16 protein-coding genes are annotated in these 14,998 nt (G+C 67.4%); 8 read left to right on the forward strand and 8 right to left on the reverse strand.

Annotated features, from left to right (window positions below; translation table 11 throughout):
* Positions 1 to 51 precede the first annotated feature (51 nt).
* The 4 genes from carA (at position 52) to greA (ending at position 5,465) form a co-directional block, all read left to right on the forward strand.
* Positions 52 to 1,317, forward strand: coding sequence for a glutamine-hydrolyzing carbamoyl-phosphate synthase small subunit (carA, locus tag AC4GY7_RS07090; protein ID WP_491112748.1), 1,266 nt, complete (start codon positions 52 to 54; stop codon positions 1,315 to 1,317).
* Positions 1,314 to 1,583 carry a hypothetical protein gene (locus AC4GY7_RS07095; RefSeq protein WP_491112749.1) on the forward strand — a complete coding sequence of 90 codons (270 nt, stop codon included), beginning with the start codon at positions 1,314 to 1,316 and terminating at the stop codon, positions 1,581 to 1,583. Before carA ends, AC4GY7_RS07095 begins: the two co-directional genes overlap by 4 nt.
* On the forward strand, positions 1,583 to 4,906 hold the full coding sequence (gene carB, locus AC4GY7_RS07100) for a carbamoyl-phosphate synthase large subunit (RefSeq protein ID WP_491112750.1): 3,324 nt from the start codon (positions 1,583 to 1,585) through the stop codon (positions 4,904 to 4,906). Before AC4GY7_RS07095 ends, carB begins: the two co-directional genes overlap by 1 nt.
* An 82-nt stretch (positions 4,907 to 4,988) precedes the next feature.
* The gene (greA, locus tag AC4GY7_RS07105) at positions 4,989 to 5,465 is read left to right on the forward strand and encodes a transcription elongation factor GreA (protein WP_443584853.1); all 477 of its coding nucleotides are present in this window, start codon (positions 4,989 to 4,991) and stop codon (positions 5,463 to 5,465) included.
* 161 nt (positions 5,466 to 5,626) lie between these two features.
* Here greA and AC4GY7_RS07110 read toward each other — a convergent pair whose 3' ends face one another.
* From AC4GY7_RS07110 to AC4GY7_RS07130, 5 genes are all read right to left on the reverse strand, one after another.
* Positions 5,627 to 5,857 (reverse strand): DUF4170 domain-containing protein, encoded by a 231-nt coding sequence (locus AC4GY7_RS07110; RefSeq protein WP_443584854.1) that lies wholly within the window; start codon positions 5,855 to 5,857, stop codon positions 5,627 to 5,629.
* Positions 5,858 to 5,969: 112 nt separating this feature from the next.
* Positions 5,970 to 6,365, reverse strand: coding sequence for a hypothetical protein (locus AC4GY7_RS07115; protein WP_491112751.1), 396 nt, complete (start codon positions 6,363 to 6,365; stop codon positions 5,970 to 5,972).
* A gap of 21 nt (positions 6,366 to 6,386) precedes the next feature.
* Entirely contained in the window at positions 6,387 to 6,722 is a 336-nt protein-coding gene (locus AC4GY7_RS07120) for a DUF3618 domain-containing protein (protein WP_491112752.1), read from the reverse strand.
* Positions 6,719 to 7,069, reverse strand: coding sequence for a phage holin family protein (locus AC4GY7_RS07125; RefSeq protein ID WP_491112753.1), 351 nt, complete (start codon positions 7,067 to 7,069; stop codon positions 6,719 to 6,721). The genes AC4GY7_RS07120 and AC4GY7_RS07125 overlap by 4 nt, the downstream gene beginning before the upstream one ends.
* 8 nt (positions 7,070 to 7,077) lie before the next feature.
* A complete protein-coding gene (locus AC4GY7_RS07130) occupies positions 7,078 to 7,632 on the reverse strand; it encodes a hypothetical protein (RefSeq protein ID WP_491112754.1) in 555 nt (184 codons plus the stop codon).
* Between the two features lie 138 nt (positions 7,633 to 7,770).
* Between AC4GY7_RS07130 and eno the strand changes: the two genes are divergently transcribed.
* Together eno and AC4GY7_RS07140 are read left to right on the forward strand one after the other, a co-directional pair.
* The gene (gene eno / locus AC4GY7_RS07135) at positions 7,771 to 9,048 is read left to right on the forward strand and encodes a phosphopyruvate hydratase (protein ID WP_491112755.1); all 1,278 of its coding nucleotides are present in this window, start codon (positions 7,771 to 7,773) and stop codon (positions 9,046 to 9,048) included.
* A 31-nt stretch (positions 9,049 to 9,079) separates the two neighbouring features.
* On the forward strand, positions 9,080 to 9,400 hold the full coding sequence (locus tag AC4GY7_RS07140) for an FtsB family cell division protein (RefSeq protein ID WP_443584860.1): 321 nt from the start codon (positions 9,080 to 9,082) through the stop codon (positions 9,398 to 9,400).
* Between the two features lie 774 nt (positions 9,401 to 10,174).
* On the opposite strand, the gene AC4GY7_RS07145 is transcribed toward AC4GY7_RS07140, so the two are convergent.
* Positions 10,175 to 10,585 carry a hypothetical protein gene (locus AC4GY7_RS07145; RefSeq protein ID WP_491112756.1) on the reverse strand — a complete coding sequence of 137 codons (411 nt, stop codon included), beginning with the start codon at positions 10,583 to 10,585 and terminating at the stop codon, positions 10,175 to 10,177.
* 307 nt (positions 10,586 to 10,892) lie between these two features.
* On the opposite strand from AC4GY7_RS07145, the gene AC4GY7_RS07150 reads away from it, so the two are divergent.
* Entirely contained in the window at positions 10,893 to 11,330 is a 438-nt protein-coding gene (locus AC4GY7_RS07150; RefSeq protein WP_491112757.1) for a hypothetical protein, read from the forward strand.
* A 30-nt stretch (positions 11,331 to 11,360) separates the two neighbouring features.
* Here AC4GY7_RS07150 and map read toward each other — a convergent pair whose 3' ends face one another.
* Positions 11,361 to 12,188 carry a type I methionyl aminopeptidase gene (gene map, locus AC4GY7_RS07155; RefSeq protein WP_443584864.1) on the reverse strand — a complete coding sequence of 276 codons (828 nt, stop codon included), beginning with the start codon at positions 12,186 to 12,188 and terminating at the stop codon, positions 11,361 to 11,363.
* Between the two features lie 51 nt (positions 12,189 to 12,239).
* On the opposite strand from map, the gene AC4GY7_RS07160 reads away from it, so the two are divergent.
* Entirely contained in the window at positions 12,240 to 12,998 is a 759-nt protein-coding gene (locus AC4GY7_RS07160) for a competence/damage-inducible protein A (RefSeq protein WP_491112819.1), read from the forward strand.
* Positions 12,999 to 13,085: 87 nt separating this feature from the next.
* On the opposite strand, the gene AC4GY7_RS07165 is transcribed toward AC4GY7_RS07160, so the two are convergent.
* Positions 13,086 to 14,996 (reverse strand): alpha-L-fucosidase, encoded by a 1,911-nt coding sequence (locus AC4GY7_RS07165; RefSeq protein ID WP_491112758.1) that lies wholly within the window; start codon positions 14,994 to 14,996, stop codon positions 13,086 to 13,088.
* Positions 14,997 to 14,998 lie beyond the last annotated feature (2 nt).

Below are 14,998 nucleotides of genomic sequence, written 5' to 3' on the forward strand. Positions count from 1 at the left end.
GCGCCACTTAGCGACATCGCTGATGCAACCTGTAGGAGTGCCCGCCAAGCCATGGCCGACGCCAAGCCCATAGCCATGCCCGAAAAGCCCGACGGTGCGACGGGTGTCCTGGTCCTTGCGAACGGCGAGGTGGCCTGGGGCCGCGGCTTCGGCGCGGAAGGCGCGGCGGTCGGCGAGGTGTGCTTCCACACCGCGATGACCGGGTATCAGGAGATCATGACCGATCCCTCGTTCGCGGGGCAGATCATCACCTTCACCTTTCCGCACATCGGCAACGTCGGCGCCAACCCCGACGATATCGAGGCGGATGCGCCGCATGCGCTCGGCATGATCGCGCGCGAGGACGTGACGCAGCCGTCGAACTTCCGCGCGGTCGAGCGGCTGGATGGCTGGATGAAGCGGCACGCCCGCATCGGCCTTGCCGGCATCGACACGCGTGCGCTGACCCGGCGCATCCGTTCGGGCGGCGCGCCCAATGGGGTGGTGGCGCATTCGGCCGATGGCGTGTTCGACCTCGATGCGCTGCTGGCGATGGCGCGCGGCTGGCCGGGGCTGGAGGGCATGGACCTTGCCAGGACGGTGTCGACCGAGACGCACTACGCCTGGGGCGAAGCGCGCGAGGGCGATATCTGGCGGCTGGGCTTCGGCTATGGTGGCGAGGGTGCTTCGACAGGCTCAGCACGAACGGGAGAAGAGGGTGCGGCATCCACGGCCGTTCGCCCTGAGCCTGTCGAAGGGCAGGTGGCGAAGGACCGCCCGCACGTCGTCGCGATCGATTACGGCAGCAAGCACAATATCTTCCGCAACCTGGTAAAGGCCGGCGCGAAGGTGACGGTGCTGCCCGCGCAGGCGACGTTCGAGGACGTCATGGCGCTGTCCCCCGACGGCATCTTCCTGTCCAACGGCCCCGGCGATCCCGCTGCGACGGGTGAGTATGCGGTGCCGGTGATCCGGCAGCTGCTCGACACGGGTAAGCCGCTGTTCGGCATCTGCCTCGGCCACCAGTTGCTGGGGCTCGCGGTCGGCGCGACGACCAGCAAGATGTTCCAGGGGCATCGCGGCGCCAACCATCCGGTCAAGCGCCTGTCCGATGGCGCGGTCGAGATCACCAGCATGAACCACGGCTTCGCGGTGGAGCGGAAGTCGCTGCCGGCGAACGTGCGCGAGACGCATGTGTCGCTGTTCGACGGATCGAACGCGGGGCTGGAGCTGACCGACCGGCCGGCGTTTTCGGTGCAGTACCACCCGGAGGCGAGCCCGGGGCCGCAGGATAGCCTGTATCTGTTCGACCGGTTCGTCAGGTTGCTTCGGAAATGAGCGTGCTGCTTGCACTCGCCCTGCAAGTCGCAGCGCAACCGAACCGGCCTGGGAACAAGGTAGCCCAGGCTCGTCTCAATGCCATGGCCGACGCATGCCATGCGCCGCGGAAGTGGTTGAAGCTGGAGGGCCGCGAGGTCGTGTTTCGGGGCAGCCCCGATGCCGACAGTGTTAAGGTCGCGTGCGTGCTCAAGAAGATCAGCGCCGCTGTGCCGATGAGTAACATAGCGTTCATCGGCAACGCTCCAGCTCCGAAAGACAAGTGATGCCAAAACGCACCGACATCTCCTCCATCCTCGTGATCGGCGCGGGGCCGATCGTCATCGGGCAGGCGTGCGAGTTCGATTATTCGGGCACGCAGGCGATCAAGGCGTTGAAGGAAGAGGGCTATCGCATCGTCCTCGTCAATTCGAACCCGGCGACGATCATGACCGATCCCGAATTGGCCGATGCGACCTATGTCGAGCCGATCACGCCCGCCGTCGTTGCCAAGATCATCGAGAAGGAGCGGCCCGACGCCGTCCTGCCGACGATGGGCGGCCAGACCGCGCTCAACACCGCGCTCGCGCTGTTCCACGACGGCACGCTGGAGAAGTTCGGCGTCCAGATGATCGGCGCCGATGCCGAGGCGATCGACAAGGCGGAGGACCGCCAGAAGTTCAAGGCCGCGATGGACACGATCGGGCTGGAAAGCGCCCGCTCGGCCATCGCGCATACTGTCGAGGAGGCGCTCGCCGGCCTGGAGATCACCGGGCTGCCGGCGATCATCCGGCCGAGCTTCACCATGGGCGGGTCGGGCGGCGGCATCGTCTACAACCGGTCCGAATTCGTTGACATGGTCCGCAAGGGGCTCGACGCCTCGCCGACCACCGAGGTGCTGATCGAGGAATCGCTGCTCGGCTGGAAGGAATATGAGATGGAGGTCGTGCGGGACCGCAACGACAACGCCATCATCATCTGCTCGATCGAGAATGTCGATCCGATGGGCGTCCACACCGGCGATTCGATCACCGTCGCGCCGGCGCTGACGCTGACCGACAAGGAATATCAGATCATGCGCAACGCATCGATCGCGGTATTGCGGGAAATCGGCGTCGAAACCGGTGGTTCCAACGTCCAGTTCGCGGTCAATCCGAAGGACGGCCGCCTCGTCGTCATCGAGATGAACCCGCGCGTGTCGCGCAGCAGCGCGCTCGCCTCCAAGGCCACCGGCTTCCCGATCGCCAAGGTGGCTGCCAAGCTGGCGGTCGGCTATACGCTCGACGAGATCGACAACGACATCACCGGCGCGACCCCGGCGTCGTTCGAACCGACGATCGATTACGTCGTCACCAAGATCCCGCGCTTCGCCTTCGAGAAGTTCAAGGGCGCCGAAGCCGTGCTCGGCACGGCGATGAAGAGCGTCGGCGAAGTCATGGCGATCGGCCGCAATATCCAGGAGAGCATGCAGAAGGCGCTGCGTGGACTGGAGACGGGGCTGAGCGGCTTCAACGCCGTCGACCGGCTGGTCGGCGCCCCGCGGGCGGAGATCGAGGCGGCGCTCGCGGTCGCTTCGCCCGACCGGCTGCTGGTTGCGGCGCAGGCGCTGCGCGAGGGCTTCACCGTCGCCGAGATCCACGCAATCGCCAAGTTCGATCCCTGGTTCCTCGAACGGCTCGCCGAGATCGTCGCGGCCGAGGAAGAGGTGTGCCGCAACGGCCTGCCGATCGAGGCCGCCGGGCTGCGGCGATTGAAGGCGATGGGGTTTAGCGACAAGCGACTTGCTTATCTGGCGCTCAAGTCGGCGAACCTGCGCGGCATGGAGCGCGGCATCGCGCGCGGCAGCGGCCTGATCCACGAGGCGGTGGTCGCGATGACCGGCGGCGTGACCGAGGACGAGGTGCGTGCCCTTCGCCACCGGCTCGGCGTGCGTCCCGTCTTCAAGCGGATCGACACCTGCGCCGCCGAATTCGATGCCAAGACGCCCTATATGTATTCGACCTATGAGGCGCCGTCGTTCGGCGCGCCCGAGGACGAGAGCATGCCGTCCGAGCGGCGCAAGGTGGTGATCCTGGGCGGCGGGCCGAACCGGATCGGGCAGGGCATCGAATTCGATTATTGCTGCTGCCATGCCTGCTTCGCACTGTCGGATGCCGGGTTCGAGACGATCATGGTCAATTGCAATCCGGAAACGGTCAGCACCGACTATGACACATCGGACCGGCTGTATTTCGAGCCGCTGACCGCCGAGGACGTGCTGGAAATCCTGCACGTCGAGCAGAGCCGCGGCGAGCTGGTCGGCGTGATCGTGCAGTTCGGCGGGCAGACGCCGCTCAATCTCGCGCGCGCGCTGGAGAAGGCGGGGGTCCCGATCCTCGGCACCTCGCCCGACGCGATCGACCTGGCCGAGGATCGGGAGCGGTTTGCGGCGCTGATCAACAAGCTGCGCCTCAAGCAGCCGGCCAACGGCCTCGCGCGCAGCCGCGACGAGGCAGTCGCGGCGGCCGAGCGGATCGGCTATCCGGTGCTGATGCGGCCCAGCTATGTGCTCGGCGGGCGGGCGATGGAGATCGTCGATTCGCTCCAGCAGCTCGACGATTATATCCAGACCGCGGTGCAGGTGTCGGGCGAGAGCCCGGTGCTGATCGACCAGTATCTGCGCGATGCGATCGAGGTCGACGTGGACGCGATCTGCGATGGCGAGGACGTGGTGGTCGCCGGCTTGCTCCAGCACATCGAGGAGGCGGGCGTCCATTCCGGCGACAGCGCCTGTTCGATCCCGCCGCATTCGCTGTCCGCCGAGACGATCGCGGAGATCGAGCGGCAGACCGTCGCGCTGGCGCACGCCTTGTCCGTCAAGGGGCTGATGAACATCCAGTTCGCGGTCAAGGACGGCGAGGTGTACCTGATCGAGGTGAACCCGCGTGCATCGCGCACCGTGCCGTTCGTCGCCAAGGCGATCGGTGTGCCGATCGCCAAGATCGCCAGCCGCGTCATGGCGGGCGAGATGCTGCGCGACCTGCCGCCGATCGACCGCCACATCGATTATTATGCGGTGAAGGAAGCCGTCTTCCCGTTCAACCGCTTCCCCGGCATCGATCCGGTGCTGTCGCCGGAGATGAAGAGCACCGGCGAAGTCATGGGAATCGATCCCGATTTCACCACCGCTTTCATGAAGTCGCAGCTGGGCGCCGGCACCGTGCTGCCGACCGGCGGCACGGCGTTCGTCAGCGTCAAGGATGGCGACAAGCCGCACATCGTGCCGGCGGTGAAGGCGCTGCTGGCACGCGGTTTCCAGGTGCTGGCGACCGGCGGGACGGCGGATTACCTCGAAACCGTCGGACTGGCCGTGGAGAAGGTCAACAAGGTCGCGCAAGGGCGGCCGCATATCCTCGACCGGATCATGGACGGTGAGGTGACGCTGATCTTCAACACCACCGAGGGCTGGCAGTCGCTCAAGGATTCCAAGCCGATCCGCCAGGCGGCGTTGGCGCAGAAGATTCCGTATTTCACCACCGCACCGGCCAGCGTGCAGGCGGCGTCCGCAATCGGGACGGCATCCCTTGAAGTCAGGCCGCTGCAATCCTACTATTCGCAGTCGCACAACTGATCCCGACATAATGACGTGATGTGCGGGGCGGCCTTCCGATCGGACGGCCGCCGCGGGGAATGAGTGAATTGGGGACGAGACTATGGCGACCGTCGAAAAGATGCCGATGCTCCAGGAGGGCTATGACACGCTCACCGCGGACCTGAAGCGTCTGAAAACGGAGCGTCCCCAGATCGTCGACGCGATCGAGGAAGCGCGCGCGCACGGCGATCTGTCGGAAAACGCCGAATATCATGCCGCCAAGGAGCGGCAGGGCCAGATCGAGGCATCGATCGCTGATATCGAGGACAAGCTCAGCCGCGCCCAGATCATCGATCCGCGCGATCTGTCCGGCGACAAGGTGGTGTTCGGCGCGACCGTGACGCTGCTCGACGACGACGACAAGCCGGTCAAGTACCAGATCGTCGGCCAGACCGAGGCGAATGCGAAGACGGGGCGGATTTCGTACAACTCGCCGCTGGGCCGGGCGCTGATCGGCCGCAAGGTGGATGACGAGGTCGAGGTGTCGGTGCCCGCGGGCGACCGGTATTACGTGGTGTCGAAGGTCGAGTTCATCTGACGGCGGGAGAGTAACCCGCACGTCGTCATATCGGCCAAGTGGTCATCCCGGCGAACGCCGGGACCCATGGGCGAGGCGCCATCAGCGATGATGCGCCCACGTTACCGCTTATCCCTCCATGGATCCCGGCGAACGCCGGGATGACGATGGAGGGTACGCCTTCACGCCTCCGGCGATGCCAGCAAGTCGGGCTCCAGCAGGCGGTGGAGGTGGACCACCACGAACTTCATTTCGGCATCGTCGACGGTACGCTGCGCATTGGCGCGCCATGCCTTTTCGGCGCTGGCATAGTCGGGGAAGATGCCGACGACTTCGAGAGCCGAGGGATCGGCGAATTCGAGGGTGCGGGGGTCCTTGACGCGGCCGCCGAAGACGAGGTGAAGCTTACTCATCGATACATCCCGGGTGAGAGGTTCAAGCGCAGGCTCCTAGCGTGCTGCGCTGCAATATTGAACCCCCCGAGCGGACGGAACGGGCACCCCGGCGTGCGGGGCGCCCCATTCGTCAGCCCTTGTTCGCGGCGGTCTTGGCGGCGGCGCTGCCGGCGCTGGTCGCCGCCTTGGCAATGCCCTGGAACAGCGACTTGACCTGATCCTTGGCAGCGTCGCGGGAGAGGCCCGCGTCGTGCAACTCGTTGGTGCCTGCCTCACGTGCGGCCTGCACGGCACCGCGCGCGCGATCGGCCAACGTGCGGCCGAGCGGGGCGAGCAGTTCCTTTTCCTTGGCCGACCGCGGGATCAGCGCGCCGGCCAGCGCGCCGATGGCGACGCCGCCGGCGACGAGCGCGAGCGGGTTGGTGTCGATCGCGTCGGCCGTGCGGCGGGCAGCGTCGGCGGCGGCATGCTTGGCATCGTCGATGGGGCCGTGGGTGTCGTGGTCATGCGCGTGCGTATTGGGCATGGGTCTTATCCTTTCGAAAGATCAGTCCTGCGGGCCGAGGCCGGGCTCGCGCTCCCGATGACCGGGCTTGTGCTTGGGTTTGCGGCGAAACAGGGCGATGATGCGATGGCGAGCGAGGAAAAGCCCCGCCGCCGCGGTCGCACCGGCGACGGCGCCGGGATTGCGCACCGCGGTGTTGAGGCTCGCCTGTGCCGCGGCGGCGCTTTTGTCCGCCACGTCGCGACCGACCTGACGGGCGAGATCGCGCGGGTTGAGCTTCACCTGCAACTTGCCGAGCGTCGACGACAGCCGCTCGCGTGCGGCGGCTGCGTCGGCCTCGGCCTGCGCCAGGCGGGCGGCGGGTTCGGGCGCGCTCATTGCGGCCTCCCCGGTGCGAGCCGGCCCTTGCCGATGATGGCGAGGACGCCCGCAATCGCGAACACCGCGAGCACCACGGCCGCGGTGGCGAGGCCGGGGCCGATCAGCGTCGCCAGGCTGAGGATCAGCCCGACGAGCAAGGCGATGAGCGCGGCAAGGGCCAGAACGCCTGCGGCAACGAAGTAGATCGCCGCATTCTTATAGGCGCTGGTCCGCTCGCCGATGCGCGCCTTGACCAGCGCGACCTCCGCGCTGGCCAAGCCACGGGCATCGTCGACCAGCTGGCCGACGAGCGTGGCGATGCCTTCGTCCTCGATCAGGCCGGGCAGGGGCTCGGTCGTCGCCATCGGCCGGATCAGGCCTTGCCGCCGGAGGGGCCGTCGCCGTCGATCCCCGACTGGATGATGCGGGCAAGCGCGAAGCCGAGGGCGGCGGCGACGCCGATCGCCACGCCGGGGCTCTTGCGCACGAAGCCGCGCGCATCCTCCAGCAGCTCGTCCACATCCTTCGCCTTGATCTGTTCGGAGAAGTTGGACACCGCACCCGCCGCCGAGCGGGCATATTCGCCGTATTGGCCGCCCAGCTTCTCATCGACCTGACCGGCAGCGTCGTTGATCATCTGCGACAGCTGGTCGAGGCCGCCGACCGCGCGTTCCTTGCCGGTGTCGGCGAGGGTGCGGATCTTGTCGGTCGCCTGCGCGCCGTATTTGGAGGAATAGTCCTTTACGGTCTGCTTGGCCTGTTCGGTCTTGCTGCCGCCGGCGTCCGATCCGGCGTCGCCTGAGGGAGAGGAATCGGCATCGAATGCCACGCCGCTGGTCTTCAGCGGCTCGGCCGGGGTGAAGTCGGTGGTGGGGGGGGGTGGGTTGAAGTCGCTGTCGCCCTGCGGTTTCAAGTCAGAATCGGCCATGACGCGCCCTTTCGAATGGTTCGACACCCTCAACCCGGCCCATCCGGCACGGTTCCCTCGCGGTGGAGGAGATTGCCGCACCGCACCGGGCAGGGTAGAGGCCGCCGCGTGACCCGCCCGAGGTAGGAGCATCATTACGTGACCGCAATCATCGACATCCATGGCCGCCAGATCCTCGACAGCCGGGGCAACCCCACCGTGGAAGTCGACGTGTTGCTGGAGGACGGCAGCTTCGGCCGCGCCGCCGTGCCGTCGGGCGCGTCGACCGGCGCGCACGAGGCGGTCGAGAAGCGCGACGGTGACAAGAGCCGCTGGGGCGGCAAGGGCGTCGACGACGCGATCGAGGCGGTGAACGGCGAACTGGTCGAGGCGCTGATCGGCCTGGATGCCGAGGACCAGGCCGACCTCGACCGCACCATGATCGAGCTCGACGGCACCGAGAACAAGGGGCGGCTGGGCGCGAACGCGATCCTCGGCGTCAGCCTCGCCGCGGCTAAGGCCGCCGCCGAGGCGCGCGGCATGCCGCTCTACAAGTATGTCGGCGGCGTATCGGCGCATGTGCTGCCGGTGCCGATGATGAACATCATCAACGGCGGCGAACATGCCGACAATCCGATCGATTTCCAGGAATTCATGATCGTGCCGGTCGGCGCGGAGAATATCGTCGAGGCGGTGCGCTGCGGCTCGGAAATCTTCCACACGCTCAAGAAGGCGCTGCACGACAAGGGGCTGGCGACCGGCGTCGGCGACGAGGGCGGCTTCGCCCCCAATATCGCCAGCACCGAAGAGGCGCTGGGCTTCATCATGGCCAGCATCGAGAAGGCGGGCTACACGCCGGGCGACGACGTGATGCTGGCGCTCGATTGCGCGGCGACCGAATTCTACAAGGACGGCCGCTACCATATCGCCGGCGAGGGCAAGGTGCTGGAAAGCGGCGCGATGGCGGAATATCTCGCCGACCTCACCCGCCGCTACCCGATCTTCTCGATCGAGGACGGGATGAGCGAGGACGACTGGGAGGGCTGGAAGGCGCTGACCGACCTCGTCGGCGATAAGGCCCAGCTGGTCGGCGACGACCTGTTCGTCACCAACCCCAAGCGGCTGAAGCGCGGCATCGAGGGCGGCTATGCCAATTCGCTGCTGGTGAAGGTCAACCAGATCGGCACGCTGACCGAGACGCTGGAAGCGGTGACCATGGCGCAGCGCGCGCGCTACACCGCGGTGATGAGCCACCGGTCGGGCGAGACCGAGGATGCGACGATTGCCGACCTCGCCGTCGCCACCAACTGCGGCCAGATCAAGACGGGCTCGCTCGCCCGGTCGGACCGGCTTGCCAAGTACAACCAGCTGATCCGCATCGAGGAAGAGCTGGGCGATGCGGCACGTTATGCGGGTCGCGACGTTCTGAAGGCTTGATCCGGACACGCGGGCAGGCAAGGATAGCGGCATGGCACGGGCAATCAGGACTTCGGCGTTTCGCAGGACGATGCGCCGTGCCGCCTTGCCCGCGCTGGGCCTCACCATCATGGCGTTCTTCGGCGCCTATGCGGTGCTGGGGCCGAACGGCATGCTGGCCTATGGCGATTACAAGAAGCAGCTGGCGCGCCGCGAGAAGCAGTTCGCCCTGCTCGATCAGAAGCGCGCGGTGCTGAAGAACCGCGTCGCGCTGCTCGATCCCGACCATGCCAATCCGGATATGGTGGACGAGATGGTGCGCAAGGAGCTGAACGTCGCGCATCCGGATGAGGTGATCGTGCCGCTCAAGTAAGTTGGGGGTGTGCCGGGTGCGGGATCGGGCCGGGTATCGGGTCGTGTACTAGGGCTGATCGGCATTCAAGATGAGGGGTTCTCTTCATCCTTCCCCGGCAGGGCAGGGCTGTCGGATATGAGGTGCCTGATCCGCGGCGGTGTTCTTTGATCTTCCGTCATGCCGGACCTGGTCCGGCATCCACCGTGCCGCACACCCATACGCTATTGGCTTTGCGGCACGGTGGACCCCGGAACGAGTCCGGGGTGACGAAGGATATTGGGATGGCATGCGCCTTCACCCGCAGCCGGCGGCTATCATCGGCATATGCGATAGCCCTGACCTGGCGGGGGGCGCCCAAGGCGACGGAGGGGGCGTCTCCCCAAGCACGACATGCGTCGCTTACCTCCCCCTCCGTCAGGCTGCGCCTGCCACCTCCCCCTGGCGGGGGAGGATTGAAGGTCGATTGGTCCTGGCTTAGCGCATCGAGCTATAGATGCGGTTTGTACCTTTTCCGTTTCCCTGAGCCTGTCGAAGGGCGGGGATGCCGCGGGCGGTTTGCTTGCGGCACGGTGCCCCTCGACAGGCTCAGCGCAAACGGGTTGATGTAACGCTCGACGCTCAAGTGTTTGAAACGGGAACTCGACACGCGCTTGCCGTTTGCCCTGAGCTTGTGAAGGGCATGAGTCTCACCTGTGCTTCGACAGGCTCAGCACGAACGGATTGGGTTGATGTTTGCCCGCTCCAGCTGTGGCCGTAGTTCCGCCTTGTGATACGGCCATTCGGTGCCTCGGCCTATTGCTTGAAGTGCGGCGGCCCCAGGTCGTCGGGTGCGCCGTCCGGGGTTCCTTCGGCGCCGGTGATCGGATAGCCGTCGCCGCCCGCGGCGTCGCTGGCGAAATCCTCGCCGGGATTGCCGCCGCCGGCACCGCTGCCGCTGCCGTGGACGGCGCCGGTCCTGGGGTCGAACGAGGCTCGGCGGCCGTTGTCGGGCGGAATGTCGGCGTCGGTATCGATGCCGGACGCGGTGCGTGCCGGCGTGCCGGGTTTCGCGGCGACGGTGCCGCTGGGCAGATCGCGGCCCTGCGCGGCCTCGCGGTCGCGGTGATATTCCTGGCCGTAGAGGCCGTCGTCGGCATCGAACGGCTGACTGTGGCGCTGCCGGTCGGGATCGACCGCGGGGTCCGGCTTTGACGGGTCTGACATGCGATCCTCCTGTCGTGCTAGGGGGAAAACGAAGCTGCCGGCCGGTGTATCCACCGGTTCCGATGGGGCACCGCGACACTGCGGCGAGATTTCGCTACCGAACGGTATAAAACGATTGACGCACGCTGAACGCGCTTTTATACCAATCGGTATAGAAGCTGGGCGGCACGGGAGCCGGCGGGCTTCGGACAGTATCCGGACGCACGTCGCTCGATCGGCGGACAACCGGTCGCAACACACGCGCGCTACCAGGCTGCATCGCCACCGATGCGGCGCTGTCTGCCGCTATCGAAAAGGGAGTGACGCCATGGCCTTTCTTGCTTTCGCCGAGCCCGGCAACGCGGGCTATGCCCGTGCGAGCGCGGCTCCGGTCGCGCACCTGCCGACGCTGGCACCCGCATTCCCCAAGCTGGCCCAGGCCGAGGAGCGCCCGATGCTGACGGAGCTGGAACGTTCGGTGATCGGCATCGCGCGGCGCGACGGCCTGTCGACCCTGCGCCAGCCGGGCCGGCTGTCGCGTTGGCTGGGCTTGCTGTTCGGCGTGCGGATCAGCCCGCAACTTGCCGATCCGAAGCTGGAGGCACTCCGGCGCATCGCGGTGCTCAGCTGGCGCCGGGGCTATGCCATCGCGTCGGCCGAGGTGAAGGCGTTCGTCGCGGCGGGCTATTCGCCGGCCTTCTACGAACTGGTGGTCGACACGATCGCTTCCGCGCGTCAGGCGGACAGCCGCCGCGCGCGGCGCTGACGCTCCTCTAGCCGAGTTCCGCGCGGCGCGTCAGGCGTACGGCGGCTGATGACGCCCCGCCGGCGACACCGTGAAGATCTCGCATCCCGTGTCGGTGATGCCGATCGAATGTTCGAACTGCGCCGACAGCGAGCGATCCCGCGTCACCGCCGTCCAGCCGTCGTCGAGCAGCTTCACGTCGGGGCGACCGATGTTGATCATCGGTTCGATGGTGAAGATCATTCCGGGCTTCAATTCGGGGCCGGTGCCGGGCTTGCCGACGTGGACGACCTCCGGCGCGTCATGGAACAGCCGGCCGACGCCATGGCCGCAGAAATCGCGGACGACGCCGTAGCGATGCTTTTCGGCATGGCGCTGGATGGCATGCGCCACGTCGCCCATGTGGTTGCCGGGCCGCGCCTGCTCGATGCCGAGCATCAGGCATTCGTACGTCACCTCAACCAATCGGCGCGCCTTCAGCGGCACGTCGCCGATCAGGTACATGCGGCTGGTATCGCCGTGCCAGCCATCGACGATCGGCGTCACGTCGACATTGACGATATCGCCCGACTTCAGCGTCTTTTCCGACGGGATGCCGTGGCAGACGACATGGTTGATCGAGATGCAGGTCGAATGCGTATAGCCGCGATAGCCGAGCGTCGCGGGCACGCCGCCGCCCGCCAGCACGAAATCGTAGATCAGCCGGTCGAGTTCGGCGGTGGTGACGCCCGGCACCATGTGCGGCACGAGCATGTCGAGCGTCTCGGCAGCCAGGCGTCCGGCCTTGTGCATGCCGGCGAAGGCGGCGGGGCCGTGCAGCTTGATGGCGCCGGTGCGGCCTTCGGGTGCGTCGGAGGTGACGGTGACGTAATCGGTCATGGCAGCCGATATAGCGTGACGGCCGCGCTTTTGCGAGGCTATGGCGAACGGATGGAGCAGGAACGCATCTGGACCGCCGCGCTCGTCGTCATCGGTGACGAGATCCTGTCGGGCCGCACGCAGGACCGCAACATCGCGCAGCTGGCGAGCTGGCTCAACGTCCAGGGCATCCGGCTGGTCGAGGTGCGGGTGGTGCCCGATCGCACCGAGGCGATCGTCGAGGCGGTCAATACGCTGCGCGCGCGCAACGATTATCTGTTCACCACCGGCGGCATCGGCCCGACCCATGACGACATCACGGTCGACGCGATCGCTGCGGCGCTGGGTGTCGGGGTGGAGCATCATCCCGAGGCGCTGGCGGTGCTGGACCGTTATTACGCGACGCGCGGCGGCCTGACCGAGGCACGGGCGCGGATGGCGCGGGTGCCGGCGGGAGCGGGGCTGATCCCCAACCGGGTGTCGGGCGCGCCGGGCATCCGGATCGGCAACATCTTCATCATGGCGGGTGTGCCGCACATCACGGCCGGCATGCTCGATGCACTGACCGGCACGCTGGAGGGCGGTCGCCCGGTGGTGTCGGGCACGATCGGCTGCTGGGTGGCGGAAAGCGAGGTCGCCGACCTGCTGCGTGCGGCGGAGAAGAGCCACGAGGGGGTATCGATCGGCTCGTACCCCTTCTTCCGCGAAGGGCGGACGGGGGCGAATTTCGTGGTGCGCAGTCCGGACGCGGCGCTGGTGGCGGCGTGCCTTACCGATCTGACGCGCGCGTTGGAAGCGACCGGGCGCGAGGTATTCGCCGAGGGGATTTGAGGCATCCGCGGTAAGGCGGCCGTCGTATCCGGCAGGACCGTCATCCCTGCCTGCGCGGGGATGACGGGCATCATGTAAACGTCTGCTCTACCGCGCGAAGGCGCCGATGTCGGCGATCGCCAGTGTCTGCGCCGGCACCGCGGTCGCCGCGAACGTCAGACGCAGGTAGCGGACCTCGCGCGGCGCGGTGAAGGGGATGCGCTGGGTGGAGAGCGCATAGGCGATGTTCTGGAACTCGCCCTCCGCGCCCGGCGACCAGGTCTTGCCGTCGACGCTGGTCTCGGCGCGATAGCCGCGCGGCGGGCTGCTGACCTTGTCGGGATGGCGCCAGGGGGTGAGGCTGAAGCCGGCGACGGTCTGCGCCTTGCCGAGGTCGATCGTCACGCTGGCCGGCGTCGTGGTGGGTGCGGGCTGGCTCCAGACGGTGGCAGCCTCGCCGTCGATGACTGCCTCCGCGCCGGGGGCCGAGGCAGCGGTGATCGCCCAGCCCTGCGTGGAGAGGTTCGCGGCATCGGTCACGCGCGGCGCGGCGACGGGGACCGGCGCAACGCTGAGGAACAACGCTACCTCGCTGATCGCCGGGCAGGCGGGGGCCTCCAGGATCACCAGCCGGAGGCGGCGGGCGGCGATCGGCGCGCCCAGGCGGATGATCCGCTGCGCGCCGATACATTCGTGCGTGGCGAGCCGCTGCCACCGGCCCCCGACCTCCGCCTCGACGGCGAAACGGGTGACGCGGGCGCCGAGCGGCAGAAATTCGCGCAGGCGGATGAGGTCGAAGCGACGGCCCGGCGGCAGATCGAGCGTGAGGGTCGGGGTGGTGGCGCCGTCCGGCGTCGACCAATAGGTGTTGCGATCGCCATCGAGCACCCTGGCCGGCGCGAAGGCGGCCGCACGCGTGGCGCTGGCACTCGCCACCGCGCCTTGCGCGAGGTCGGTGGCGAAGCTGGCGGCGAGCGCATCGCCGAAGCTCTTGAGGACCGCGACATCGTGGTCGGGGATGCGGCCGCGGCGGTCGGGCGGCAGGTTGAGATTGAGGTTGGTGCCGCGACCGACCGATTCGTCGATCAGGCGGATCAGCCGCGCCGGGCTCTTCACCTTGGCATCCTCGTCGGCGTGGTAGAACCAGCCGGGGCGGATCGACACGTCGGTTTCGGCCGGCCACCACAAGGGCGCGCCGCGCACGCCGCTGTTGCCCTCCGCCTGGACATACGGGTGGTTCGGCATCGTCGGCCAGCAGGGATCGCCGGCGACGCCGTCCTCGTTGCCGACCCAGCGGATATCCGCGCCGAGCGGATCGAAGGTGCAGGCCATCGGCTGATGCTGGTGCACCAGCGCGATGATCGAGGGCCAGTTATAGTATTTCGGCGCGTCGATCTTCCGCGTTTCGCGCGCGCCGCCATAATAGCCGTCGCCGCCGTTCGCGCCGTCGAACCAGAATTCGAACAGCTCGCCGTAGCGCGTGCAAAGCTCGACCACCTGCTTGCGGTAATAATCGATATAGGCGGGCCGGCCGTATTCGGGGTGATTGCGATCCCAGGGCGAGAGGTAGAGGCCGAAGGCGAGGCCGGCGCGGCGGGTCGCCTGCTCCATCTCGCGGACGATGTCGCCCTTGCCGTTCTTGTAGGGGCTGTTGCGGATGCAATGTTCGGTCAGCATCGTCGGCCACAGGCAGAAGCCGTCGTGATGCTTGGCGGTGAGGATGATGCCGCGCATGCCGCCCGCCTTGGCCGCGGCGACGATCTGGTCGGCGGAAAAGTCGGTCGGGTTGAACAGCTTGGGGCTTTCATCGCCATAGCCCCATTCGCGATCGGTGAAGGTGTTGATCGAGAAGTGGATGAAGGCGTAGCGCTCGCGCGCGTGCCAGGCGAGCTGGCGCGGCGACGGGGTGGCGCCCCAGGGCTTCGGCGCGGCGGGCGCTGCGGCAAAGGCGGGCGTGGCGGTGGCAGCGCTCGCGGCGAGGCCGCTGGCGATGAGGGTGCGGCGGGAAAGGTCGGTCACTG

Source organism: Sphingomonas sp. SP5, from assembly GCF_058313455.1.